This window comes from Serratia sp. CY84636 (genome assembly GCF_052166245.1).
GTDB lineage: Bacteria > Pseudomonadota > Gammaproteobacteria > Enterobacterales > Enterobacteriaceae > Serratia > Serratia nevei.
On sequence record NZ_JBJNOX010000001.1, the window covers coordinates 262,366 to 286,567 of the forward strand.

The following is a 24,202-nucleotide window of genomic DNA, read 5'->3' on the forward strand; positions in this document are numbered from 1 at the left end:
AATGACAACCGTATCCACGCTGGGGGCGCTGGTGGCGTTAGCCGTCGCCATCGTCCTGATTCTACGCAAGGTGCCACCGGCTTACGGCATGATCGCCGGCGCGCTGGCGGGCGGGCTGTGCGGCGGCGCCGACCTGGTGCAGACCGTAACGCTGATGATCGGCGGGGCGCAGGGCATCACCAACGCCGTGATGCGCATTCTGGCGGCGGGGGTGCTGGCCGGAGTGCTGATCGAATCCGGCGCGGCGCACACCATCGCCGAAACCATCGTGCGCAAGGTGGGTGAAACCCGCGCGCTGCTGGCGCTGGCGGTGGCTACACTGATCCTGACGGCGGTGGGGGTATTTATCGACGTGGCGGTGATCACCGTCGCACCGATCGCGCTGTCGATCGCCCAGAAGGCCGGCATTTCGCGCGCGGCGATCCTGCTGGCGATGATCGGCGGTGGCAAGGCCGGCAACGTGATGTCGCCCAACCCGAACACCATTGCGGCGGCGGACAACTTCCACGTGCCGCTCACTTCGGTGATGATGGCCGGCATCGTGCCGGGGCTGTGTGGCCTGGTGGTGGCCTATCTGCTGGCGCGTCGCCTGAGCGATAAAGGCAGCAAAGTGATGGCCGAAGAGCTGACTCAGCATGCCGAAGGGGCGCGGCCGGGCTTCGCTGCGGCGATCAGCGCGCCGCTGGTCGCGATCCTGCTGCTGTCGCTGCGGCCGATCGCCGGTATCGCCGTCGATCCGCTGATCGCGCTGCCGGCCGGCGGGTTGGCGGGCGCGCTGCTGATGGGGCGTATCCGCCAGTGCAATCATTTTATGGTCTCCGGCCTGTCGCGCATGGCGCCGGTGGCGATCATGCTGCTCGGCACCGGCACGCTGGCGGGCATTATCGCCAACTCGGCGCTGAAGGATGTCTTGATTAACGGCTTAACGCACACCGGGCTGCCGGCCTGGCTGCTGGCGCCGCTGTCCGGCGCGCTGATGTCGATGGCGACCGCATCGACCACCGCCGGCACCGCCGTGGCTTCCGGGGTGTTCAGCTCTACGCTGCTCGAGCTGGGCGTGAGCGGGCTGGCCGGTGCGGCGATGATCCATGCGGGCGCCACGGTGCTGGATCACCTGCCGCACGGCAGCTTCTTCCACGCCACCGGCGGCAGCGTCAATATGGCGGTGCACGAGCGGCTGAAGCTGTTGCCGTATGAAACGCTGGTGGGATTCACCATCGCGGCAATCTCGGCGCTGATGTTTGGCGTGTTTAACCTGGCGGGATAAGGAACAGTGATGAAAACGCTGAAAAAAGTGGTTATTGCCCCGGATTCTTTCAAAGAGAGCCTGAGCGCGCTCGGCGTTGCCGACGCCATCGAGCGGGGATTCCGCCAAATTTATCCGCAGGCGCACTACGTGAAGCTGCCGATGGCGGACGGCGGCGAAGGCACGGTGGAGTCGATGGTGGCGGCCACCGGCGGTGAAATCGTCCAGGTGACGGTCACCGGGCCGCTGGGGGAGCCGGTGCAGGGGTTCTATGGCCTGCTGGGCGACGGCGAAACCGCAGTGATTGAAATGGCCGCCGCCTCCGGGCTGCATCTGGCGCCGCCCGGCCGGCGCGATCCGCGCGTCACCACCAGTTACGGCACCGGCGAACTGATGCTGGCGGCGCTGGAGCGCGGCGTGAAGGCGATCATTCTCGGCATCGGCGGTAGCGCCACCAACGACGGCGGCGCCGGGATGATGCAGGCGCTGGGCGTGAAGTTGCTGGATAAGGATCGCCGGCCGCTGCCGGTGGGCGGGGCGGCCCTGGCGCAGCTGGCACACCTCGATCTCACCGGGCTGGATGCACGTTGGCAACGGGTGAGCGTAACCGCCGCCTGCGACGTCGATAACCCGCTGTGCGGTGAAAAGGGCGCCTCGGCGGTGTTCGGGCCGCAGAAGGGGGCGACGCCGGAGATGGTGGCGCAGCTCGATGCGGCACTGCATCACTATGGCGAACTGCTGGAACGAGAAACCGGCCGCGCCGTGCTCACCCAGCCGGGCGCGGGAGCGGCGGGCGGCATGGGGGCGGCGCTGCTCGGCATGCTCAGCGCGCGCTTGCGGCCGGGCATCGAGATCGTCACCGAAACCCTGCGTCTGGATGAGGCGGTGCGCGATGCCGATTTGGTGATCACCGGCGAAGGGCGGCTGGACAGCCAGTCGATCCACGGCAAAACGCCGATCGGCGTGGCGCGGGTGGCCAAGCGCTACGGGGTGCCGGTGATCGCCATCGCCGGCAGCCTGACGCCGGATTACCAGGTGGTGCATCAGCACGGCATCGACGCGGCGTTTTCGGTGCTCGACCGCATCGTGACGCTGGAAGAAGCGCTGGCGGACGCCGATCGCAATCTGCAGGTGGCGGCGCGCAACGTGGCGGCGGTGTGGCAACTGGCGCAAAGGGAAGGCCCACAGGCATAGCCTGTTGCTGTTATCGGTTTCGACGCAGGACTTTTCCGTTACAATAGCCGGCATTAATGGCTGCTGACATCCCGACCCAGAACGGAATGCCGGCCGGAAAGGAAATGAGGGGAACTGAGATGAAGCAAGAGAAACACGGCGTATTGCTGGTGAACCTGGGCACACCAGATGCGCCGACCTCGTCGGCGGTCAAACGCTATCTGAAGGAATTCCTCAGTGACGATCGCGTGGTCGATACGGCGCCGCTGATCTGGTGGCCGATCCTCAACGGCGCGATCTTGCCGATCCGTTCGCCGCGCGTGGCGAAGCTGTATCAGTCGGTGTGGATGGAAGAGGGCTCGCCGCTGCTGGTGTACAGCCGCCGCCAACAGCGGGCGCTGGCGGCGCGCATGCCGAATACGCCGGTGGAGCTGGGCATGAGCTACGGCTCGCCGAGCCTGGCGGAAGCCATCGACAAGCTGCTGGCGCAGGGCGTGACCAACCTGGTGGTGCTGCCGCTCTATCCGCAATATTCCTGTTCCACCAGCGCGGCGGTATGGGATGGCGTGGCGCGGGTGCTGAAAGGCTATCGCCGTTTGCCTTCTGTGGCCTTCATCCGCGATTACGCCGAACACCCGGCCTATATCGCCGCGCTGCAGCAAAGCGTGGAGCGTTCATTCGCCGAACACGGCCAGCCGGATCGTTTGGTGCTGTCATTCCATGGCATCCCCAAACGCTATGCGCGTCTGGGCGACGACTACCCGCAGCGCTGCGAGGATACGCTGCGTGCGCTGAGCGCCACGCTGCCGCTGGCGCCGGAGCGAGTGATGATGACCTACCAGTCGCGCTTCGGCCGCGAGCCGTGGCTGACGCCGTACACCGATGAAACCCTGAAGGGGTTGCCGGCGCAGGGCGTGAAACACATTCAGCTGATCTGCCCCGGTTTTTCGGCGGACTGCCTGGAAACGCTGGAAGAGATCAAAGAGCAGAACCGCGAGATCTTCCTCAAGGCCGGCGGCGAGAAGTTTGAATATATCTCGGCGTTGAACGACGAGCCGGCGCATATCGATATGATGCAGCAGCTGGTGGCGCAGCGCCTGTAATCATCCATAATCTGTCTATTAGATGCATCGTGATCGGGCGGGGATGTGTTAACATTCTCCGCTTGTTAAACCGTCACCACCGCCAATCACATGAAATTTCCTGGTAAACGCAAGTCCAAACACTATTTCCCGGTGAGCGCCCGCGATCCGCTTCTGCAGCAGGCCCAGCCCGAAAGTGAAATCAGCACCTCGTATATCGTCGGCATCGATCAGACGCTGGTGGATATCGAGGCGAAAGTGGACGACGCTTTTGTCCAGCGCTACGGCCTGAGCCTGGGCCACTCTCTGGTGATCGAAGACGACGTCGCCGAGGCGCTGTATCAGGAACTGAATGACAACAACCTGGTTACCCATCAGTTCGCCGGCGGCACCATCGGCAATACCATGCACAACTATTCAGTGCTGGCGGACGATCGCTCGGTGCTGCTCGGCGTGATGTGCAGCAACGTGAAAATCGGCAGCTATGCCTACCGTTACCTGTGCAATACCTCCAGCCGTACCGATCTTAACTATCTGCAGGGCGTTGATGGCGCCATCGGCCGCTGTTTCACGCTGATCGGTGAAAGCGGCGAGCGCACCTTCGCCATCAACCCGGGCCAGATGAACCAGCTGCGCCCGGAAAGCATTCCTGAAGAGGTGATCGCCGGCGCGTCGGCGCTGGTGCTGAGCTCTTATCTGGTGCGCTGCAAGGAAGGGGAGCCGATGAAGGCCGCCACCCTGCAGGCGATCGAATACGCCAAAAAACACGACGTGCCGGTGGTATTGACGCTGGGCACCAAGTACGTGATCGCCGACAACCCGCAGTGGTGGCGCGACTTCCTGAAGGAAAACGTGACGATTCTGGCGATGAACGAAGACGAAGCGCTGGAGCTGACCGGGCTGAGCGATCCGTTGACCGCCTCGGACATGGCGCTGGAGTGGGTGGATCTGGTGCTGTGCACCGCCGGGCCGAACGGCCTGTATATGGCGGGCTACACCGAAGAGGCCAACAAGCGCCAGACCCAGCACCCGCTGCTACCGGGGCATATCGCCGAGTTCAACCGCTACGAATTCAGCCGCGCCATGCGCCGTGAACACTGTGAAAATCCGCTGCGCGTTTATTCGCACATCGCGCCGTATATGGGCGGGCCGGAGAGGATCATGAACACCAACGGCGCCGGCGACGGCGCGCTGTCGGCGTTGCTGCACGATATTGCCGCCAACGGCTATCACCGCCATAACGTGCCGAATTCCAGCAAGCACGTGCGCAGCTACCTGACTTATTCCTCCCTGGCGCAGGTGTGCAAATACGCCAACCGCGTCAGCTACCAGGTGTTGAACCAGCATTCGCCGCGCCTCACCCGTGGCCTGCCGGAGCGGGAAGACAGCCTGGAAGAGTCCTACTGGGAGCGTTAACCCGCTGAAAAAGAAAAGGTCCGGCAATGCCGGACCTTTTTTTGTGCGCCGTGGCGCTTCAGATCGGACAGCCGCCCATTTTTTCTTCTTCGCTCAGGGTGTCCAGCTGCAGGATGTTCAGCATGCTGTTGGCGATCTCCCGTTCGCCCATCACCACCTGATTAGCGCCGCGATCGGTGATGTAGGCCACTTCGTCGTCGTAGTGGGCGCGGGCGATGATCTCGATGTTCGGCCGCTTGGCGCGCGCCGAGGCGACGATCTCGCCGGCCTCATAGCCGTTGGGGATGGTCAGCAGCAGCCAGCGCGCGCAGTCGAGCCGCGCCAGATCCATCACTTCCGGATTGGCGGCGTTGCCCAGCACCGTCTTGATGCCCTGTTCGCGCAGCGCTTCCACCCGTGGGCGGGAGTTCTCGATCACCACCAGCGGAATGCCCGCCTCGGCCAGTTTGCCGCCCAGCAGGCTGCCGACACGGCCATAGCCGACCACCAGCGCGTGGTTGCACATGTCCACCGGGATCTGCTTCTCTTCTTCCACCGCCTCTTCGAGAATTTGCTCTTCGATGGTTTCGGTTTTGGCCAGATAGCGCTCCAGCAGGGTGAACAGCAGCGGGTTGAGCATGATGGACAGAATGGCGCCGGCCAGCACCAGATTGCGCCCGTGTTCCGACATCATGCCGAGCGCGATGCCGAGGCCCGCCAGAATAAAGGCGAACTCGCCGATCTGCGCCAGGCTGGCGGAAATGGTCAGCGCGGTGCGCTTGGAATGACCGAACATTTTCACCAGCAGGAACGCGGCGGCAGATTTGCCGAACACGATGATTGCCAGCGTCGCCAGCACCGCCAGCGGTTCGTTAATCACGATCATCGGATCGAACAGCATGCCGACCGAGACGAAGAACAGCACCGCGAACGCGTCGCGCAGCGGCAGGGTGTCGTGCGCCGCACGGTGGCTCAGTTCGGACTCGTTCAGCACCATGCCGGCGAAGAAGGCGCCCAGCGCGAAGGAGACGTCGAACAGCTTCACCGCGCCGTAGGCGATGCCGAGCGCCAGCGCCAATACCGCCAGGGTGAACAGCTCGCGCGAGCCGGTGCTGGCGGTTTTCGACAGGATCCACGGCACCAGGCGGCGGCCGACCACGATCATCAACGCGATGAAGGCGATGACCTTACCGATGGTCAGCGCCAGCTCCATCAGCAGCTGGCTGCTGCTGGCGTTGTCGTTGCCCAGCATATTGCCGAAGGCGGGCAGCAAGACCAGCGTCAGCACCATCGCCAAATCTTCGACGATCAGCCAGCCGATGGCGATTTGCCCGCGCTGGCTGTCGATCAGCTGCCGTTCCTCCAGGGCACGCAGCAGCACCACGGTGCTGGCGGTGGAGAGGCAGAGGCCGAACACCAGACCGGAGATCAGATCCCAGCCGAGCAGCTTGGACAGCCCCATACCGAGCAGGGTAGCGACGGCTATCTGCGCCACGGCGCCGGGAATGGCGATAGATTTTACTGCGAGGAGGTCTTTCAAAGAGAAGTGCAGGCCAACACCGAACATCAACAGGATAACGCCGATTTCCGCCAGTTCCGGCGCCAGTGAGGTATCGGCGACGAAACCGGGGGTGAACGGGCCGGCGAGCACCCCTGCGGCCAGATACCCCACCAGAGGAGAGATGCGCAGGCGGTTCGCCAGCATGCCGAGGAGGAAGGCGAGTACTAACCCTCCGACGATGGTGGTGATGAGCGGTGTTGAATTATGCATCCATACTCCTTCTGGCTATGCATCGCGGCACGGGAGAAACGCAACAAAGTTACGAAAAGATACATTTAGTTTATTGCATTTGTTCGCGGTTTGCTTGGCTAATTTGGCCTTTTTTGTAAAAAAGCAGAGGATTTCACTTAAGGCGCGGCAATGAGGAGATTTTGTGTCAGATAAGCCAAATAACATTGGTTTATCCGTGGGATAACCCGGATGAATAAATAATTTCATCCGGGTATTCAGCGGGGTTATTGCGCTTTATGCTCCATATTGGGCAGTAGCACCGTGATAATGCCGATCAGCGGCAGGAAAGCACAGATTTGGTAGACCAGCTCGATACTGGTCAAATCGGCGACATAACCAAGAACTGCCGCACCTAACCCACCCATACCGAAAGCAAAACCGAAGAATAAACCGGAAACCATGCCGACTTTTCCGGGGATCAGCTCCTGTGCGTAGACCAGAATGGCGGAGAACGCCGAGGCGAGAATAACCCCGATGATTACCGTCAAAATGCCGGTCCAGTACAGGGATGCATAGGGTAAAATAAGCGTGAAGGGTGCGGCGCCGAGGATGGAGCCCCAAATAACATATTTACGCCCTATTTTGTCGCCAAGAGGCCCGCCGATAATGGTGCCGGCCGCCACTGCGAACAGGAAGGCGAACAGGTGAATCTGCGCATTCTGCACCGAAACGCCGAACTTATGTATCAGATAAAAGGTGTAATAGCTGCTGATGCTGGCCAGATAGAAGTATTTGGAGAAAATCAGCACCAGCAGAATGCCCAGCGAGTAGGCTACGGTACGTTTTGGCAGCGGTTTCAACACCGAAGGGCTTTTCGGCAGCCCTTTAGTTGCCCGATGCTGATGTTGATACCATTTGCTGACCTGCAGCAACACCACGATCGCCAGCAGCGCCGCCAGCGTGAACCAGGCGACGTTGCCCTTGCCGTAAGGCGCGATGATCAGCGCGGCCAGCAGCGGGCCGAGCGAGCTGCCGAAGTTGCCGCCGACCTGGAACAGCGACTGCGCCAGGCCGTGCCGCCCGCCGGAGGCCATGCGCGCCACGCGCGAGGATTCCGGGTGGAACACCGATGAGCCGGTGCCCACCAGCGCCGCCGCCAGCAGCACCAGCGGGAAGGTGTTCGCCACCGACAGCAGCAGCAGGCCGGACAGGGTAAAGCCCATGCCGATCGGCAGCGAGTAAGGCTGCGGATGTTTATCGGTGTAATAGCCAATCAGCGGCTGCAGCAGGGAGGCCGTCAGCTGATAGGTCAGGGTAATCATGCCGATCTGCACGAAGCTGAGGTGAAAATCGGCTTGCAGGATCGGGTAAATCGCCAGGATCAGCGATTGGATCATATCGTTGAGCAGGTGAGACACGCTGATGGCGCCGAGGATGGAGAAGGCGGTTCCCTTCACCGCGCTGCCCTTGGCGGGCGGCATCGCGCTTTGGCTACTGTCGGTCATATTATTATTAGCCTGATAAGTTGTTGAGCACAGAGATGACATCTTAGGCAGGGCGCGCAATTTTTACCATATCTGAAATAATCAGACTCACATCGCAAAAATTTGAAATCAGCTGTCATTAATTCGCGCTACAATTTCGCCCTCATCATAAAAGCCATTTAATACACGGAGATCCGCCATGCGTTTTTCGCTGAAAACCACCGCATGCGCGTTGGCCGTTTCCCTGACGTTGCTGTCGGGGGCCGCCAGTGCCTGGGAAAAGGATAAGACCTACGCCATCACCATTCTGCACACCAACGATCATCACGGTCACTTCTGGCAGAACGATCACGGCGAATACGGCCTGGGCGCGCAGAAAACGCTGGTGGACGGCATTCGCCAGGAAGTGGCGGCGCAGGGTGGCAGCCTGCTGCTGTTGTCCGGCGGCGATATCAACACCGGCGTGCCGGAATCGGATCTGCAGGATGCCGAGCCGGACTTCCGCGGCATGAACCTGGTGGGTTATGACGCGATGGCGATCGGCAACCACGAATTCGATAACCCGCTGAGCGTACTGCGTCAGCAGGAGAAATGGGCGACCTTCCCGCTGCTGTCCGCCAACATCTATCAGAAAAGCACTGGCCAGCGCCTGTTCAAGCCTTACGCCTTGTTCGACAAGCAGGGCATCAAGATTGCGGTGATCGGCCTGACGACCGACGACACCGCGAAAATGGGCAATCCGGAGTACTTTACCGACATTGAATTCCGCGTGCCGGCGCCGGAGGCGAAGCGGGTGGTGGAGCAATTGCGCAAGGACGAGAAGCCGGACGTGATCATCGCCGCTACCCACATGGGGCACTATGACAACGGCGAACACGGCTCCAACGCGCCGGGCGACGTGGAGATGGCGCGCAGCCTGCCGGCCGGGTATCTCGACATGATCGTCGGCGGCCACTCGCAGGACCCGGTGTGCATGGCCGGCGACAACCGTAAGCAGGTGGACTATGTGCCGGGCACGCCGTGTTCGCCGGATCGCCAGAACGGCACCTGGATCGTGCAGGCGCATGAGTGGGGCAAGTACGTGGGCCGCGCCGATTTCGAATTCCGCAATGGTGAGCTGAAGCTGGTGCATTATCAGCTGATCCCGGTGAACCTGAAGAAGAAGGTGGAGAAGGCGGACGGCACCAGCGAGCGAGTGTATTACACCCAGCAGATCGCGGAAGATCCGACCATGATGAAACTGCTGACGCCGTTCCAGGAGAAGGGCAAGGAGCAGCTGAGCGTGAAGATCGGCAGCGTTAACGGCAAGCTGGAGGGCGATCGCAGCAAGGTACGCTTCGTGCAGACCAACCTGGCGCGGGTGATGTTGGCCGCGCAGAGGGAGCGCGCCGATGCCGATTTTGCGGTGATGAGCGGCGGTGGGGTGCGTGACTCCATTGAAAGCGGCGATATCACCTACAAAAACGTGCTCAAGGTACAGCCGTTCGGCAACACCCTGGTGCATGTCGATATGAAAGGCAGCGAGGTTGAGCAGTACCTGGCGGTAGTGGCCAACATGAAGCCGGATTCCGGCGCCTACGCCCAGTTCGCCAACGTCAGCCTGGTGGCGGACGGCAAGGGCGTCAGCGAGGTGAAGATCAACGGCCAGCCGCTGCAGGCGGATAAAACCTACCGCATGGCGACGCTGAACTTCAATGCGCTGGGCGGCGACGGCTATCCGAAGCTGGACGGGCTGCCGAGCTACGTCAACACCGGCTTTATCGATGCCGAGGTGCTGAAGCAGTATATCGAGAAACACTCGCCGCTGGATGCGGCGGCTTACGAACCGAAGGGCGAGATCGTTTATCGCTAATCGCCACCGCAGCGGCCTGCTCCCCCATGGGCGGGCCGCCTGTTTTCCTGCCGAAAACCCTGCCTCAAACGCACGCAAAAGTCGCCGCCGCCGCCTTCCAATGATAGCCTGAGCAACAATTTGATTTTGATAACGCAAGCAGGGAGATGACATGTTGAAAACCGCAGGCTGGCTGCTGCCCGCCATCCTGGCGCTGGCGGGGTGTTCGTCATCCGGCCAACGCCATGAGCAAACGCTCAGCCAGGCGTTGACGGCCATCGGCCAAGACAAGGCGCTGGTTGGCGCGTCGAGCGGCGTGATGGTGCGCGATGCCGACAGCGGCACCGTGTTGTATCAGGCGCACGCGGAGCAGCGCCTGGCGCCGGCTTCCAACATGAAGATGTTCACTTCTCTGGCGGCGTTCGGCGTGCTGGGGGCGGATTACCGATTTGAAACCCGGCTGCTGACCACCGGCGAGCAGCGCGGCGACACCTTGCAGGGGGATCTCTATCTGCAGGGCAGCGGCGATCCGACGTTGCATCCTGACGATCTCGACACCTTCGCCGCCACGCTGGCGCAGCGCGGCATTCGCCAGATTCATGGGCGGCTGATCCTCGACGCCAACGCGTTCGATCAAACCCCCTTCGGCGCCGGCTGGAGCTGGGACGACGAACCCTTCGCCTTCGCCGCGCCGATCTCGGCGCTGAACTACGCCTTTACCCCCGGCGGCGATATCAACGTGGTGCGGGTGGACGTGCAGCCGGGCAACCGCGCCGGTGCGCAAGGGCGGGTGAGTGTCTATCCCGCCAATGATGCGGTGACGCTGGTCAACCGCACCACCACCGGCGGCGACACCGCACTGACGTTCGATCGCCAGCCGGGCAGCAACCGGATCGTGGTCAGCGGCACCATCGCCGCGCAGGCGGAGACCCGCTCGCGATTGATCACCGTCGATCAACCGGCTCGCGTGATCGGCGCCTTATTGCAAAATGCCCTGCGCGCGCAGGGCATCGCGCTGCGCGGCAACGCGGAAGAGGGCGTGACGCCTGCGGGCGCTCGTCTGCTGACCGAAAAAACCTCGCCGCCGCTCTCCCGCCTGGTTGTCACCTTCCTGAAAGTGTCCAATAACGGTTACGGCGAGGTACTGACCAAGGCGATGGGCCGCAAGACGCAGGGTAAGGGGGATTGGGCCGCCGGCCTGCAGGCGATCGGCCAGTTTGTGCAAAGCCAGGGCATCGAGGCCGGCGCGTACCGTCAGGTAGACGGTTCCGGGCTGTCGCGCATGAACCAAATCACGCCGCAGCAACTGACGACGCTGCTGTTGGCGGCCAGAAAACAACCGTGGTTTGCCGACTGGTATCGTGCCTTGCCCATCGCGGGCCAGCCGGGGTTGTTGGTGGGCGGTACGCTGCAGAGCCGCATGGTGAAGACTGCGGCAGCCGGGCGCGCCCACGCCAAGAGCGGCTCCATGACCGGGGTCTCGTCGCTCAGCGGCTATGTCGATTCGGCGACCGGACGGCCGCTGGCGTTCGCCATCATCAGCAACAACTATCTGGTGCCCGGCGCGGAGGTGAAGGCGCTGGAGGACCGCCTGGTGGAGACGCTGGCGGCCTGTGACGCCACGGTGGTGTGCCGCTGAGCGCGCGGCGTCAGTCGCGCTTGGCGATATCGGCGAAGCTGCCGGCCAGCAGGCGGCACAGATCGGCGGCGGCCAGCTCGATGTCCAGCCCGCGTTTGCCGCCGGAAACGTAGATGGTGGCGAACGCTTGCGCCGGGCTGTCGATCACCGTCGGCAGCCGTTTTTTCTGCCCCAGCGGGCTAATGCCGCCCACCAGATACCCGGTGACGCGCTGCGCCAGCTGCGGATCGGCCATCTCGGCCTTTTTGGCGCCGAGGGCGCGGGCGACCTTTTTCAGATCCAGCTGGGTGGCGACCGGCGTGACCGCCACCGCCAGGTGTTTGGCGTCGCCGTTCAGTGCCACCAGCAAGGTTTTGTAAACCCGATCGGCATCCAGCCCCAGCTTTCTCACCGCTTCGTCGCCGAAATTAGTTTCGTCGCTGTCGTGGTGATACGGATGAAGGGTAAAGGTGACCTTTTGTTTTTCGAGCAGAATGACTGCGGGCGTCATGATGTGTTGTCCAGAATGCCCCCTGCGGGGGAAGGGTGATAACCAGCTTTAAAAATACAAAAATCCGACCTGCCCGGCAACCTGAGCGGCTGTTACATAAAGCGGGTTGCCAAGATATTCACCGGGTTGCTACCCTGTTTACTGTAACCGTTAACACGGTTGCTATGCGTATAACTAGAATACAAGAAATTCCTCTTTGACTGGCCAATAGCGATATTGGCCTCTTTTTTAGCCCTGCGGCTGCAGCATCGCCGGCAGGTTATCCTCGCCGTACAGGTGCAATGCGCCAACCGCCACCACATAGTCCCCGGCCGGCAGCGCCTCCAACTGACGCCGCCAGTCGCGATTGCGCTGATGCATCAGCACGTCGTACAGCCCGGCGCTGAAGGTGGCGGGCAGGGTGTCCAGCGTGCCGCGCGGTTTGGCGTCCAGCCACCAGCTCACCATGGTTTGCAGCAGCCGCGCGTTGGTGTGCCAGTGCTCCAGCGTATCGCGCAGCAGCGCAATGCCACCTTCCGGCAGCTGTTCCAGCATCGCCAGCTGCTGCTGCGCCCCTTCCAGCTCGATCACCGGTTTGTCCTGCGCCCGGGCGGCCTGCAGCAGCTGATAGTCCACGCCGTACTCTGCCCGCAGCCCCAGACGCTGAGCCTGGCGCGCCTGCATCATCAGCGCGACCTGCCAGCCGGGCAGGGTGGCGAAGGCGTCTGGATCGGCGCCAAGCTCATGGCACAGCGCCAGCAGCCGTTGATATTCTTCGGCGGACAGGCGCTGTTCCAGCGCCGGCTGCAGCTCGGCGTGGTCGAAAGGCGAGGCGGAATCGGTGATATCGGCTTCGACGATCAGCGCGTCGGCCTGTTGCAGCCGGGCGGCCAGCCGGGGCGGCAACGGCGACATATCGACGGTGCCCATATGGATGCTGCCCACCAGATGCAGCCGACGATCGCCCGGCAGAGTGATGTCCAACGCCGGATAAGCGTAACGTTTGGGCGAGATCACGCCGAGAAAGGCGGCGAGGCGGCGTAACAGTTGACCCATACGGCGTGGCTCCTGAATAACGGGTGCGCGTTTCAGCATGAAAGGCGAGGGAAAATCGTCATTCATGCTAAACGCTATCCGCCGCGCAGGAAAGCCCGGAAAACAGCGGGGCGCCATGACGGCGCCCCGGCGATCACTTCCTGGGTTTAAAACGCAGCAGCCGGTTGGCGTTGCTGACTACGGTAATCGACGACAGCGCCATCGCCGCGCCCGCCACTACCGGGCTGAGCAGCGTGCCGGTCAGCGGATAGAGCACGCCGGCGGCGATCGGGATACCCAGCGTATTGTAGATAAAGGCGCCGAACAGGTTCTGCTTCATGTTGCGCAGCGTGGCCTTCGACAGCGCTACCGCATCCGCCACGCCGTGCAGGCTGTGGCGCATCAGGGTGATGGCGGCGGTCTCGATGGCGATGTCGCTGCCGCCGCCCATCGCGATGCCCACGTCGGCCTGCGCCAGCGCCGGGGCGTCGTTGATGCCGTCGCCGACCATCGCCACGCGCTGGCCTTGCGCCTGCAACTGCTTGATCGCCGCCGCTTTGCCGTCCGGCAGCACCCCGGCAATCACCCGATCGATGCCGGCCTCTTTGGCGATGGCGTTGGCGGTCACCGGGTTGTCGCCGGTCAGCATCACCAGCTGATAGCCCTGCTGGTGCAGGCGCTGCAGCGCCGCGACGCTGTCCTCGCGCAGCGGATCGCGAATGGCGAACAGTGCGGCCGGTTTACCGTTAACGGCCAGCAGCACCGGCGTCACGCCGCGTTCGGCCTGGGCGCGCATCGGCGCTTCCAGTTCGGCGGTCGCAACCTGATGCTGCTCCAGCATCGCGGCGTTGCCCAGCAGCACCGGCATGCCGTCGATCTCCCCGCTGACGCCGGCGCCGCGCAGGGTGCGGAACTGCGCGACCTGCGGCAGCGTTTGCCCGGCGGCGCGTTCCATGATGGCGCGCGCCAGCGGGTGGTTGGAGCCTTGCTCCAGCGCGGCGGCCCAGCCGATCGCCTGCTGCTCGCTGACCTGATTGAAGGTCAGGACCTCCACCACCTGCGGTTTCCCTTCGGTCAGGGTGCCGGTTTTGTCGAACACCAGGGTGTCCAGCTGGCTGGCCTGCTGCAGGGCGTCGGCGTCGCGTACCAGCACGCCGAACTCCGCCGCGCGGCCGACGCCGGAGATGATCGACATCGGCGTCGCCAATCCCAAGGCGCACGGACAGGCGATGATCAGCACCGTGGTGGCGATCACCAGCGTATAGACCAGCTGCGGCTGCGGGCCGAAGAAGTACCACATCGCCGCGCTGAACAGGGCGATCGCCACCACCGCCGGCACGAACACCGCCGAGACGCGGTCGGCCAGTTGGCCAATCGCCGGTTTACTGCTCTGCGCCTGACGCACCAGTTTGATGATGCGCGCCAGCGTGGTTTGGCTGCCGATGGCGGCGGCGCGGAACAGCACGCTGCCGTCGTCGACCACCGTCCCGGCATGCACCGTATCGCCGGGGCCTTTCTGCTGCGGCACCGCTTCGCCGGTCAGCATCGCTTCATCGAGCCAGACTTCACCCTGCACGATTTCACCGTCGACCGGCACGCGATCGCCGGTGGTCAGCCGCAGCGTCATGCCGAGCTGCACCTCCGCCAGCGGGATATCGCGCTCGCCGTCGTCGGTTACCAGCCGCGCGGTGGGCGGCGTCAGATCCAGCAACCGCTCCAGCGCCTGCGAAGAACGCTGACGGGCGCGCTGCTCCAGCGCATGGCCGAGGTTGATCAAACCGATGATCATCGCGCTGGCTTCGTAATAGAGGTGGCGCGCCTCCATCGGGAAGAAATCGGGCCAGATGTTGACGGCGATCGAGTAAAGCCAGGCTGCGCCGGTACCGAGCGCCACCAGGGTGTCCATGGTGGCGCTGCCGTTCATCAGCGCCCGCCAGGCGTTGCGGTAGAAGTGCCCACCGGCGAACACCATCACCGCCAGGGTGATGACGCCGACCAGCAGCCAGGGGCGCTGGGTTTCCGGCGTCAGCGTCATGCTGCCGCCGAACAGCCCCCAGGCCATCAGTGGGATACCCAACGCCAGACCCAGCGCCGCCTGCCAGCTAAAGCGCTTCATGTTGGCGCGTGCGGTCTGCTGCTGGCGCTCGCGGCGTTCGGTTTCATCCTGAATCATTTCGGCGCTGTAGCCGGCTTTTTCCACCGCCGCCACCAGCGCCTGCGCATCGGCGGCGCCGGTCACCAGCGCGCTGCGTTCCGCCAGGTTGACGCGCGCATGCTCTACGCCGGGAACGCTTTGCAGCGCCTGCTGCACTTTATTGACGCAGCTGGCGCAGGTCATGCCGCTGAGCAGCAGCTGTACGCTATCGTCCGCGCCGTCGGTTGCCGGAAGGGGAGATTGCGCCGCTGGCTGAACGTCCGGCAACGAAGGTGTTGCGTCAGTCAACGGCTCAGTTTTTGGGGCGACGGCGTCCGCTACGCTGGCGTGATAGCCGGCATCTTCCACCGCGGCGATCAGCGCCTGCGGATCGGCATCGCCGTACACTTTCGCGCCGTCGATAGCGACGTCGGCGGCGAACACGCCCGGCACCGCTTCCAGCGCCTTGCGGGTGGTGCCGACGCAGTGCATGCAGCTCAGGCCGCTCAGCTGCAGTTCGGTATCGGCGTGCGGCGCGACTTCGGCCTGATAACCGGCGGCGATCACGCTGTCGATCAGCGCGCTGTCCGGCGCGTCGCCGGTCACTTTGGCGTAATGCACGTTAACGTCCGCCTGTTCGACATCGCTGCGGCTTTCCAGGGCTTTTTTCACCCGCTGCGCGCAGTTCATGCAGGACAGCCCCTGCAATGCCAGCATAGTGGTGTGTGACATGATTGAACTCCTTGCTTAAAGGGCGGTGTTTAAAGGTTGACCGCCTGACCTGTTTTCACTAAGAATGGAGCTTAAACCTTCCAGCAAGGGTAAGGTCAAGGAGGGAAAATGAATATTAGCGACGTCGCGAAAAAAACCGGGCTAACCAGCAAGACGATTCGTTTTTACGAAGAGAAGGCGCTGATTACCGCCCCGATCCGCAGCGATAACGGTTACCGCCACTATTCCGCCAGGCACGTTGAAGAGCTGACGCTGCTGCGCCAGGCGCGGCAGGTGGGCTTCAACCTGGACGAGTGCCGCGAGCTGGTGGCGTTGTTCAACGATCCGGCCCGCCACAGCGCCGACGTGAAGGCGCGCACGCTGCAGAAGGTGGCGGAGATCGAAAGGCACATCAGCGAACTGGGCGAAATGCGCCAGCGCCTGCTGGCGCTGGCCGACCAATGCCCGGGCGACGAGGGGGCGGAGTGCCCCATCATCAACAACCTGGCGGGGTGTTGCCGTTCGAATTAACGGTTGATGGCGCGGATCACCAGCGTGACGCCTTCCACTGCCACCACTTCCACCTCGGTGCCGGCGGGCAGATCTTCCGCCGCCTGCGCGCGCCAGCTGCTGTCGCCGATATTGATGCGCCCCATGCCGTTGTGCATCGGCTCCGTCAGCGTGGCGCGGGTGCCGATCAACTGCCGGTTGCGCTGGTTGAGCACCGGCGAACCGCCGGATGCGGCCGCCGGGCGCCGGCGCAGCCAGTACCACCACAGGTAGGCGACGACGACGGTCAGGACGGCGAAGATCACGCCCTGCCATTCCCAGGCGAGCGCCGGCAGCAGCCAGATCAGGGCGCCGACCAACAGCGCCGCCACGCCGCTCCACAGCAGGTAGCCGCCGGCGCCGAGCATTTCCGCCGCCAGCAACACGCCCCCGAGGGAGAGCCAGAACCACAGCGGATTCGCCGCGATCAGTTCGAGCATGATTATTTGCCTTTGCTTTCTTTCAGCAGTTCGGTAATGCCGCCGATCGAGCCGAGCAGGCTGCTGGCGTCCAGCGGCATCATCACCACCTTGCTGTTGTTGGAGGAACCGATCTTCTGCAGTGCGTCGGTGTATTTCTGCGCCACGAAGTAGTTCACCGCCTGAATGTTGCCGCTGGCGATGGCGTCGGACACCAGCTGGGTAGCGCGCGCCTCGGCCTCGGCGGCGCGTTCACGCGCTTCCGCCTGCAGGAATGCCGATTGGCGCTCACCTTCGGCCTTTAGGATCTGCGATTGTTTCTCCCCTTCGGCGCGCAGAATGGCCGCCTGACGCACCCCTTCTGCCTCCAGGATGTCGGCGCGCTTGGTGCGCTCGGCCTTCATCTGGGCGTTCATCGAGGCGATCAGTTCCGCCGGTGGCCGCACGTCGCGGATCTCGATACGGGTGATTTTCACCCCCCACGGATTGGTCGCTTCATCGACGATGTGCAGCAGACGGCTGTTGATGCTGTCGCGCTGCGACAGCATTTCGTCCAGCTCCATCGAGCCGAGCACGGTGCGGAAGTTGGTCATGGTCAGGTTGACGATTGCCTGTTCGAGGTTGCTGACCTCGTAGGCGGCGCGCGCCGGGTCGACCACCTGGATAAAGCACACCGCATCGATGGCCACGTTGGCGTTATCGCGGGAAATCACTTCCTGCGAAGGGATGTCCAGCACCTGCTCCATCATATTGATTTTGCGGCCGATGCGGTCCATGAACGGCACCACCAGGTTCAGGCCCGGCATCAGCGTTTTGGTGTAGCGGCCGAAGCGTTCTACCGTCCATTGGAACCCCTGCGGCACAATTTTGACGCCGGCGAACACCACAATCAGTGCGACGACGATCACGATGGGAATAAAAGTAAGCATGCAAACCTCCTGTCAGACATATGTAAACAGATATTACGTCAGCGCCGGAAAAATGCCTACTGATACCGCGACTTAATCCAGGGCGCTGACCAAACCCGCGATCAGCGGATCCTGCGTCTGGAACAGGCTGATAAGGGTACGCACCGCTTCGCCGCCGCGAGCGTCGGACCAGGCCAGCGACAGGGGAGAGGGCTGGCGCGGATATTTGAGCTGCTTGGCCACCAACTCGCCGCTATCAAGATAAGTTTGGCACAGTTGGCGCGGAAGGAAACCGATCCCGAGACCGCGCAGATGGCACTCCAGCTTGGTGCGCAGGTCCGGCACTTTGATCTCCTGCTGGCCCGACAGCAGCCAGGCGGTGCGCTTGGCCAAATGGCGCGCGGTATCTTCGACGTTGATCGCGGCGTAAGGGCGCAGCTGCGTTTCGTTCAACGGATCGGCGGCAGCGGCCAGCGGATGCGTCGGCGAAATGGCGAACACCCAATCGATCTTGCCGAGCGGCAGCACCTTGATGCTGTTTTCCAGCGATTCATTGCCCGCCGCGCCGATCGCCAGATGACAATCCTCATTCAGCAGCGCATCCCACACCCCCATATACACCTGGCGGGAAATGTGAAATTGGGTGAACGGGTACTTGGCGTGCAGGTGGGCCAACAGCCCGGCCACGGCGGCGGCGTCATACAGCAGGTTGTTGACAACGATATTCACCTGGTGCTCTACGCCGTCGTTGATTTGCCGCAGTTCGCCCGGCATGGCGTCCAGCCAGGTGTGCCACTGGCGGCAGCGCTCCAGCAAATACTCTCCGGCCGGCGTCAGGTTGACGGTGCGGGTGGTGCGGATAAATAGCTGCGTGCCGATGCTCTCTTCCAGCGTTTTGATGCGGTAGCTGATGGTGGCGGTGGTTTTGTGCAGCAGCTCCGCCGCGCGGGAGAAACTTTGGCACTCGGCAACTTTGATAAACGAACGAATGGTTTCGTGATCCAGCATGAGGGGTCCTTGGCTGACACCGCCTTTTCGGTTATCGGTGAGAAGAATCTACTGATGTTGCGGCGCGATAGGCAGCGGCAAAGCCCAACCCCACGATCCCGGTCACAGAATCACCCGATAGCGATGAACGCGCGCCGCCCCATTTTGCTCGATGATGAATTGGGCGGTTTTTTAATTCATTGATTTAAAGCAACTAATATGGCTCTTCGATCGTAAAGTGTGCGGGTGATCTTGTTGTGGAAAAATTTTCCAAAAAAATGCTGTCAAATTCACCACGCGCTGTCTAGAGTGAAGGCGTTGGGTGAAATATCGCCGTTCAATCGCCGTCTGGGTCATGCGCTTGGGAGAATCACATGGATTTAGTCATCGAAGAATTAACGCCGGCGGCCTTTGCGCCTTACGGCGATGTATTGCAGATAGAGGGCTCGCGTTTCTTTCATATCAATGACGGAAAAACCGAGCGTTATCACGATCTCGCCAAGATAGAGGTGTCCGACGGCAACCGGGTGCTGGCCAGCATCAACCGGGCGGAACCCTGCGATCTGCCGATGACCTTTTCCCTGTTGGAAAAGCATCCGCTCTCGTCGCAGGCCTTTGTGCCGATGAACGGCGAACGCTTCGTGGTGATCGTCGCCGAACCGGGCGACACCATCCCCATCGGCACGCTGCGCGCCTTTATCACCAACGGCAAGCAGGGAATTAACTATCACCGCAATGTCTGGCACCATCCGCTGTTTGCCTATGCGAAGGTCACCGACTTTTTCACCATCGATCGCGCAGGTGCCGACAACTGCGTGGTCAGCCGCTTGCCGGAGCCGTATCGCATAGTTTTGGCATAGCGCTGGCCGCACGCCGCGCAGGGCGTTTATCATAGCGTCACCCATGCCGTTACTGACAAAGGAAGCTTGAATGACCGAATTACGCAGGAAAGGACGACCCGCCACCGAAGCCGGCGCCACCAAAGGGGCGCAGGCGTTGGATCGCGGGCTGGAGATCCTCCAGTACCTGGCCAACGCCGGGGGGAGTTCGTCGGTTTCCGTGCTGTCCGAAAAGCTGGAGTTGCCGCTATCAACTACTTTCAGGTTGTTGAAAGTGCTGGAGAAATCGGAATTCGTCTTTCAGGATCCACAGCTGGGCTGGTGGCATATCGGCATTCAGTCTTTCACCGTCGGTTCCGCTTACATGAACGATCGCGACGTGGTATCGGTGGCCGGGCCGTTCATGCGCCGGCTGATGCTGCTGTCCGGCGAGACCGCCAACCTGGCGATCCGCAACAATTTCGACGCGGTGCTGATTCGCCAATGCGAGTGCCAGGCGATGGTGCGCATGTGCGCGCCGCTGGGCAGCCGCTTGCCGCTGCACGCCTCGGGCGCCGGCAAAGCGCTGCTGTACCCGCTGGTGGAAGAGGAGATGCTGGATCTGATCGTGCGTTCGGGGCTGCAATCCTACACGCCCAAGACGCTGACCAGCGTGAACCTGCTGCGCAAGGATCTGCATCAGTCGCTGGCGCAGGGCTACACCATCGACGATGAAGAGCACGCGCTTGGCCTGAACTGCCTGGCTTCGGCGATTTTCGATCGCAACAACAACGTGATCGCCGCCATCTCCATCTCCGGGCCGAGTTCGCGGGTCGGCAAGGAGCGGTTCAAGGAGCTGGGCGAACTGGTGGGTGAAGTGGCCAGAGACATCAGCGCCGCGCTGGGCGAATCGCGCAGCAAGGCGTAAACGTCGCGCGCCGGGCTGAACCGGCGCGGAGCAAGACTCCCCGTTTGATGAGCAAACGGGTTTTTTTGACCGCAATTTTAAGTTGGAAAAATTTTCCAATAAATTAAGGAGAGCATCACATGGCAATTATGCGAGCGGTAGACGCGGCAATGCACGTGCTGGAAAAAGAAGGGATCACCACCGCGTTCGGCGTGCCCGGCGCGGCGATCAACCCGTTCTACGATGCGATGCGGCGGCACGGCGGCATCAAACACTACCTGGCGCGGCACGTGGAAGGGGCCTCGCACATGGCGGAAGGTTACACCCGCGCCGCCGCCGGCAACATCGGCGTGTGCATCGGCACCTCCGGCCCGGCGGGCACCGACATGATCACCGGCCTTTACTCCGCCTCCGCCGATTCGATCCCGATCCTGTGCATCACCGGCCAGGCGCCGCGTGCGCGTTTGCACAAAGAAGATTTTCAGGCGGTAGACATCGAATCGATCGCCAAGCCGGTGACCAAGATGGCGGTCACCGTGCAGGAACCGGCGCTGGTGCCACGCGTGCTGCAGCAGGCGTTCCACCTGATGCGCTCCGGCCGGCCGGGCCCGGTGCTGATCGACCTGCCTTTCGACGTGCAGATGGCGGAGATCGAGTTTGATCCGGACACCTACTCTTCACTGCCCGCCTATAAGCCGGCGGCCACCCAGGCGCAGATCGACAAAGCGCTGGATCTGCTGTGCGCGGCGAAAAAACCGCTGATCATCGCCGGAGGCGGCATTCACAACGCCGACGCGGCGGATCTGCTGCAGCAGCTGGCGGAGATCTGCAACGTGCCGGTGATCCCGACCTTGATGGGCTGGGGCGCCATTCCGGACGATCACCCGCTGATGGCGGGCATGGCGGGCCTGCAAACCTCGCACCGCTACGGCAACGCCAACCTGCTGGATTCGGATCTGGTGTTCGGCATCGGCAACCGCTGGGCCAACCGCCACACCGGCTCGGTAGACAAGTACACCGCCGGGCGCAAGGTGGTGCACATCGATATTGAGCCGACGCAGATTGGCCGGGTGATCTGCCCGGATCTGGGCATCGTCTCCGACGCGCGCATTGCGCTGCAAATGCTGGTGGATACGGCAAAGCGCCGCTTCGAGCGCGGCGAGTTGCCGAATCGCGACGCCTGGTGCGCTGCCTGTCTGCAGCGCAAGCAAACGCTGCTGCGCAAAACCCACTTCGACAACGTGCCGGTCAAGCCGCAGCGGGTGTATGAAGAGATGAACCGCGCCTTTGGCCGCGATGCCTGCTACGTCACCACCATCGGTCTGTCGCAGATCGCCGCCGCGCAAATGCTGCACGTTTTCGAACCGCGTCACTGGATCAACGCCGGCCAGGCCGGCCCGCTGGGCTGGACGCTGCCTGCGGCGCTGGGCGTATGCGCCGCCGATCCGCAGCGCAAGGTGGTCGCGCTGTCGGGCGACTATGATTTCCAATTTATGATTGAAGAGCTGGCGGTCGGAGCACAGTTCAAACTGCCCTATATCCACGTGCTGGTGAACAACGCCTATCTGGGGCTGATCCGCCAGGCGCAGCGTGGGTTCGACATGGATTACTGCGTTCAGCTGTCGTTTGAAAACATTAACAATGCGGAGATTGGCGAGTACGGCGTCGATCACGTCAAGGTGGCGGAAGGGCTGGGCTGCAAGGCGCTGCGGGTGTTCAAACCGGAAGAGATTGCGCCGGCGTTTCGTCAGGCCCAGGAGCTGATGCAGCAGCACCGGGTGCCGGTGGTGGTGGAAATCATCCTGGAGCGCGTCACCAATATTTCCATGGGCACCGAGCTGGATAACGTCAACGAGTTCGAACCGGTGGCGGCAACGCCGGAAGACGCGCCGACCTCGGTCAACTTCTTTGATTACCGTTGAGGAACCTTACCATGCCGAAATTTTCAGCCAACCTGTCCATGCTGTTCACCGAAGTCGATTTCATGCAGCGCTTCCGCCGGGCGAAGGAGCAGGGCTTCAGCGCGGTGGAATACATGTTCCCCTATGACTACCCGATCGCCGCGCTGCGCAGCGAACTGGAGGCGCATCGCCTGAGCCAGGTGCTGTTCAACCTGCCGGCCGGCGACTGGGCGGCGGGCGAACGGGGCATCGCCTGCTTGCCGGGGCGCGAAGCGGAGTTCCGCGACGGCGTCGGGCGCGCGATCGAGTATGCGCAGGCGCTGGGCTGCGATCGCATCAACTGCCTGATCGGCAATCCGGATCCCGCCGTCGGCCGCCACGCCACCGACGAACGGGTGAAGGAGAACCTGAGCTACGCCGCCGACGCTCTGGCGCGGCAGAATATCCGTCTGCTGATCGAACCGATCAACCGTTACGACATGCCGCAGTTCTACCTGCAAACCTCCCGGCAGGCGATCGAACTGATCGAGGCGATCGGCAGCCCCAACCTGTATCTGCAGTACGACCTTTACCACATGCAGCGCATGGAGGGAGAGCTGACGCAGACCCTTGAGCGCCTGCTGGCGAAGATCGACCACATTCAGGTCGCCGACAATCCGGGGCGGCACGAGCCGGGCACCGGTGAAATCAACTGCGAGTTTATCTTCGCGCAGCTGGATCGCATGGGTTATCGCGGCTGGATCGGCTGTGAATACAAACCGCTCACCACCACGGAAAGCGGCCTGTCATGGATTAAAAAATACCTGTCTTGAGGAGATGAAAATGAAAGTGGGATTTATCGGTCTGGGCATCATGGGCGCGCCGATGGCGGAAAAACTGCTGGCGGGTGGGCACACGCTTTACGCCCACACCCGGCATGAGGTGCCGGCGGCACTGTTGCAGCAAGGGGCCATCGCCTGCCGCGATCCGCAGCAGGTGGCGGATGAGGCGGACGTGATCTTTATCATGGTGCCGGATACGCCGCAGGTGGAAGAGGTGCTGTTCGGTGAACGCGGCTGCGCCGCCGGCAAGCTGAACGGCAAAGTGGTGGTGGACATGAGCTCCATTTCACCGCTGGAGACCAAGCGATTCGCGCAGCGTATCAACCAGCTGGGCGCCCAGTATCTGGACGCGCCGGTTTCCGGCGGCGAAGTGGGTGCCAAACAGGGCACGCTGACCATCATGGTGGGCGGCGAGGAAGCGACCTTCGAACGGGTGCAGCCGCTGCTGGCGCTGATGGGCAAGAACATCACGCTGATCGGCGGCAACGGCGACGGGCAAACCTGCAAGGTCGCCAACCAGATCATCGTGGCGTTGACCATCGAAGCGGTCTCCGAGGCGCTGGTCTTCGCCTCGCGCGCCGGCGCCGATCCGGCCCGGGTGCGCGAAGCCCTGATGGGCGGTTTCGCCTCGTCGCGCATTCTGGAGGTGCACGGTGAGCGGATGATCAAGCGGGCGTTCGCGCCGGGGTTCCGCATCTCGCTGCACCAGAAGGATCTCAACCTGGCGCTGCAGGGCGCGAAGGCGCTGGCGCTCAGCCTGCCGAATACCGCCACCTGCCAGGAGCTGTTCAACGTCTGCGCCGCCAATGGCGACGGCGAGCTGGATCACTCCGCGCTGGTGCGTGCGCTGGAAATCATGGGCAACCACCGGGTGGCCGGCTAAGAGCACCCCCGGCATTTGATTTGCCGGCTTATCGTTAGAATCAGAGATGTTCGACATTAATAACGCCCTCTTTATGAT

Annotated in this window: 20 protein-coding genes; 12 read left to right on the top strand and 8 right to left on the bottom strand. The window is 62.6% G+C overall.

From position 1 onward, the window contains the following. The first annotated feature begins 1 nt into the window (after position 1). From ACJ8QI_RS01350 to ACJ8QI_RS01365, 4 genes are all read left to right on the top strand, one after another. The gene (locus ACJ8QI_RS01350; RefSeq protein ID WP_038875012.1) at positions 2–1,267 is read left to right on the top strand and encodes a GntP family permease; all 1,266 of its coding nucleotides are present in this window, start codon (positions 2–4) and stop codon (positions 1,265–1,267) included. A gap of 9 nt (positions 1,268–1,276) precedes the next feature. Then, positions 1,277–2,440 carry a glycerate kinase gene (locus ACJ8QI_RS01355; protein WP_442531974.1) on the top strand — a complete coding sequence of 388 codons (1,164 nt, stop codon included), beginning with the start codon at positions 1,277–1,279 and terminating at the stop codon, positions 2,438–2,440. Positions 2,441–2,559: 119 nt separating this feature from the next. Next, positions 2,560–3,522, top strand: a complete 963-nt coding sequence (gene hemH, locus ACJ8QI_RS01360; RefSeq protein ID WP_004940253.1) for a ferrochelatase — start codon at positions 2,560–2,562, stop codon at positions 3,520–3,522. A 90-nt stretch (positions 3,523–3,612) separates the two neighbouring features. Then, positions 3,613–4,917 carry an inosine/guanosine kinase gene (locus ACJ8QI_RS01365; RefSeq protein WP_049199930.1) on the top strand — a complete coding sequence of 435 codons (1,305 nt, stop codon included), beginning with the start codon at positions 3,613–3,615 and terminating at the stop codon, positions 4,915–4,917. A 58-nt stretch (positions 4,918–4,975) separates the two neighbouring features. Here the strand turns inward: ACJ8QI_RS01365 and ybaL are convergent, their stop codons facing one another. Further along, positions 4,976–6,667, bottom strand: coding sequence for a YbaL family putative K(+) efflux transporter (ybaL, locus tag ACJ8QI_RS01370; RefSeq protein WP_004940247.1), 1,692 nt, complete (start codon positions 6,665–6,667; stop codon positions 4,976–4,978). Positions 6,668–6,912: 245 nt separating this feature from the next. Continuing rightward, positions 6,913–8,133, bottom strand: a complete 1,221-nt coding sequence (locus ACJ8QI_RS01375) for an MFS transporter (protein ID WP_442531975.1) — start codon at positions 8,131–8,133, stop codon at positions 6,913–6,915. 178 nt (positions 8,134–8,311) lie between these two features. Here ACJ8QI_RS01375 and ushA point away from each other — a divergent pair, with 178 nt between their 5' ends. Further along, complete coding sequence (gene ushA, locus ACJ8QI_RS01380) at positions 8,312–9,964, top strand: bifunctional UDP-sugar hydrolase/5'-nucleotidase UshA (protein WP_442531976.1); 1,653 nt, start codon at positions 8,312–8,314, stop codon at positions 9,962–9,964. 151 nt (positions 9,965–10,115) lie between these two features. Then, positions 10,116–11,582: a D-alanyl-D-alanine carboxypeptidase/D-alanyl-D-alanine endopeptidase gene (dacB, locus tag ACJ8QI_RS01385; RefSeq protein WP_442531977.1), complete on the top strand. Its 1,467-nt coding sequence runs from the start codon at positions 10,116–10,118 to the stop codon at positions 11,580–11,582. A gap of 10 nt (positions 11,583–11,592) precedes the next feature. Here the strand turns inward: dacB and ybaK are convergent, their stop codons facing one another. The 3 genes from ybaK to copA all read right to left on the bottom strand — a co-directional run bounded on the left by ybaK (position 11,593) and on the right by copA (position 15,952). Next, the gene (ybaK, locus tag ACJ8QI_RS01390) at positions 11,593–12,072 is read right to left on the bottom strand and encodes a Cys-tRNA(Pro)/Cys-tRNA(Cys) deacylase YbaK (RefSeq protein WP_442531978.1); all 480 of its coding nucleotides are present in this window, start codon (positions 12,070–12,072) and stop codon (positions 11,593–11,595) included. 228 nt (positions 12,073–12,300) lie between these two features. After that, positions 12,301–13,107, bottom strand: a complete 807-nt coding sequence (locus tag ACJ8QI_RS01395; RefSeq protein WP_442531979.1) for a TraB/GumN family protein — start codon at positions 13,105–13,107, stop codon at positions 12,301–12,303. A gap of 133 nt (positions 13,108–13,240) precedes the next feature. Continuing rightward, a complete protein-coding gene (copA, locus tag ACJ8QI_RS01400; RefSeq protein WP_442531980.1) occupies positions 13,241–15,952 on the bottom strand; it encodes a copper-exporting P-type ATPase CopA in 2,712 nt (903 codons plus the stop codon). 108 nt (positions 15,953–16,060) lie between these two features. Here copA and cueR point away from each other — a divergent pair, with 108 nt between their 5' ends. Further along, positions 16,061–16,462, top strand: coding sequence for a Cu(I)-responsive transcriptional regulator (cueR, locus tag ACJ8QI_RS01405; RefSeq protein ID WP_047728634.1), 402 nt, complete (start codon positions 16,061–16,063; stop codon positions 16,460–16,462). Here cueR and ACJ8QI_RS01410 read toward each other — a convergent pair. The 3 genes from ACJ8QI_RS01410 to allS form a co-directional block, all read right to left on the bottom strand. Next, entirely contained in the window at positions 16,459–16,920 is a 462-nt protein-coding gene (locus ACJ8QI_RS01410; protein ID WP_198636185.1) for an NfeD family protein, read from the bottom strand. The two genes, cueR and ACJ8QI_RS01410, sit on opposite strands and share 4 nt — an antisense overlap. A gap of 2 nt (positions 16,921–16,922) precedes the next feature. After that, positions 16,923–17,828, bottom strand: coding sequence for an SPFH domain-containing protein (locus ACJ8QI_RS01415; RefSeq protein WP_004940203.1), 906 nt, complete (start codon positions 17,826–17,828; stop codon positions 16,923–16,925). Between the two features lie 72 nt (positions 17,829–17,900). Further along, positions 17,901–18,815, bottom strand: a complete 915-nt coding sequence (gene allS / locus ACJ8QI_RS01420; RefSeq protein WP_442531981.1) for an HTH-type transcriptional activator AllS — start codon at positions 18,813–18,815, stop codon at positions 17,901–17,903. A 353-nt stretch (positions 18,816–19,168) separates the two neighbouring features. Between allS and ACJ8QI_RS01425 the strand changes: the two genes are divergently transcribed. From ACJ8QI_RS01425 to glxR, 5 genes are all read left to right on the top strand, one after another. Then, positions 19,169–19,654: an ureidoglycolate lyase gene (locus ACJ8QI_RS01425; RefSeq protein ID WP_142109377.1), complete on the top strand. Its 486-nt coding sequence runs from the start codon at positions 19,169–19,171 to the stop codon at positions 19,652–19,654. 70 nt (positions 19,655–19,724) lie between these two features. After that, a complete protein-coding gene (gene allR / locus ACJ8QI_RS01430; protein WP_442531982.1) occupies positions 19,725–20,540 on the top strand; it encodes an HTH-type transcriptional repressor AllR in 816 nt (271 codons plus the stop codon). Between the two features lie 119 nt (positions 20,541–20,659). Next, positions 20,660–22,441, top strand: a complete 1,782-nt coding sequence (gene gcl / locus ACJ8QI_RS01435) for a glyoxylate carboligase (protein ID WP_033637372.1) — start codon at positions 20,660–20,662, stop codon at positions 22,439–22,441. An 11-nt stretch (positions 22,442–22,452) separates the two neighbouring features. Then, the gene (hyi, locus tag ACJ8QI_RS01440) at positions 22,453–23,232 is read left to right on the top strand and encodes a hydroxypyruvate isomerase (RefSeq protein ID WP_033647243.1); all 780 of its coding nucleotides are present in this window, start codon (positions 22,453–22,455) and stop codon (positions 23,230–23,232) included. A 10-nt stretch (positions 23,233–23,242) separates the two neighbouring features. Further along, positions 23,243–24,124 (top strand): 2-hydroxy-3-oxopropionate reductase, encoded by an 882-nt coding sequence (glxR, locus tag ACJ8QI_RS01445; protein ID WP_033647242.1) that lies wholly within the window; start codon positions 23,243–23,245, stop codon positions 24,122–24,124. The last annotated feature ends 78 nt before the right edge of the window (positions 24,125–24,202 follow it).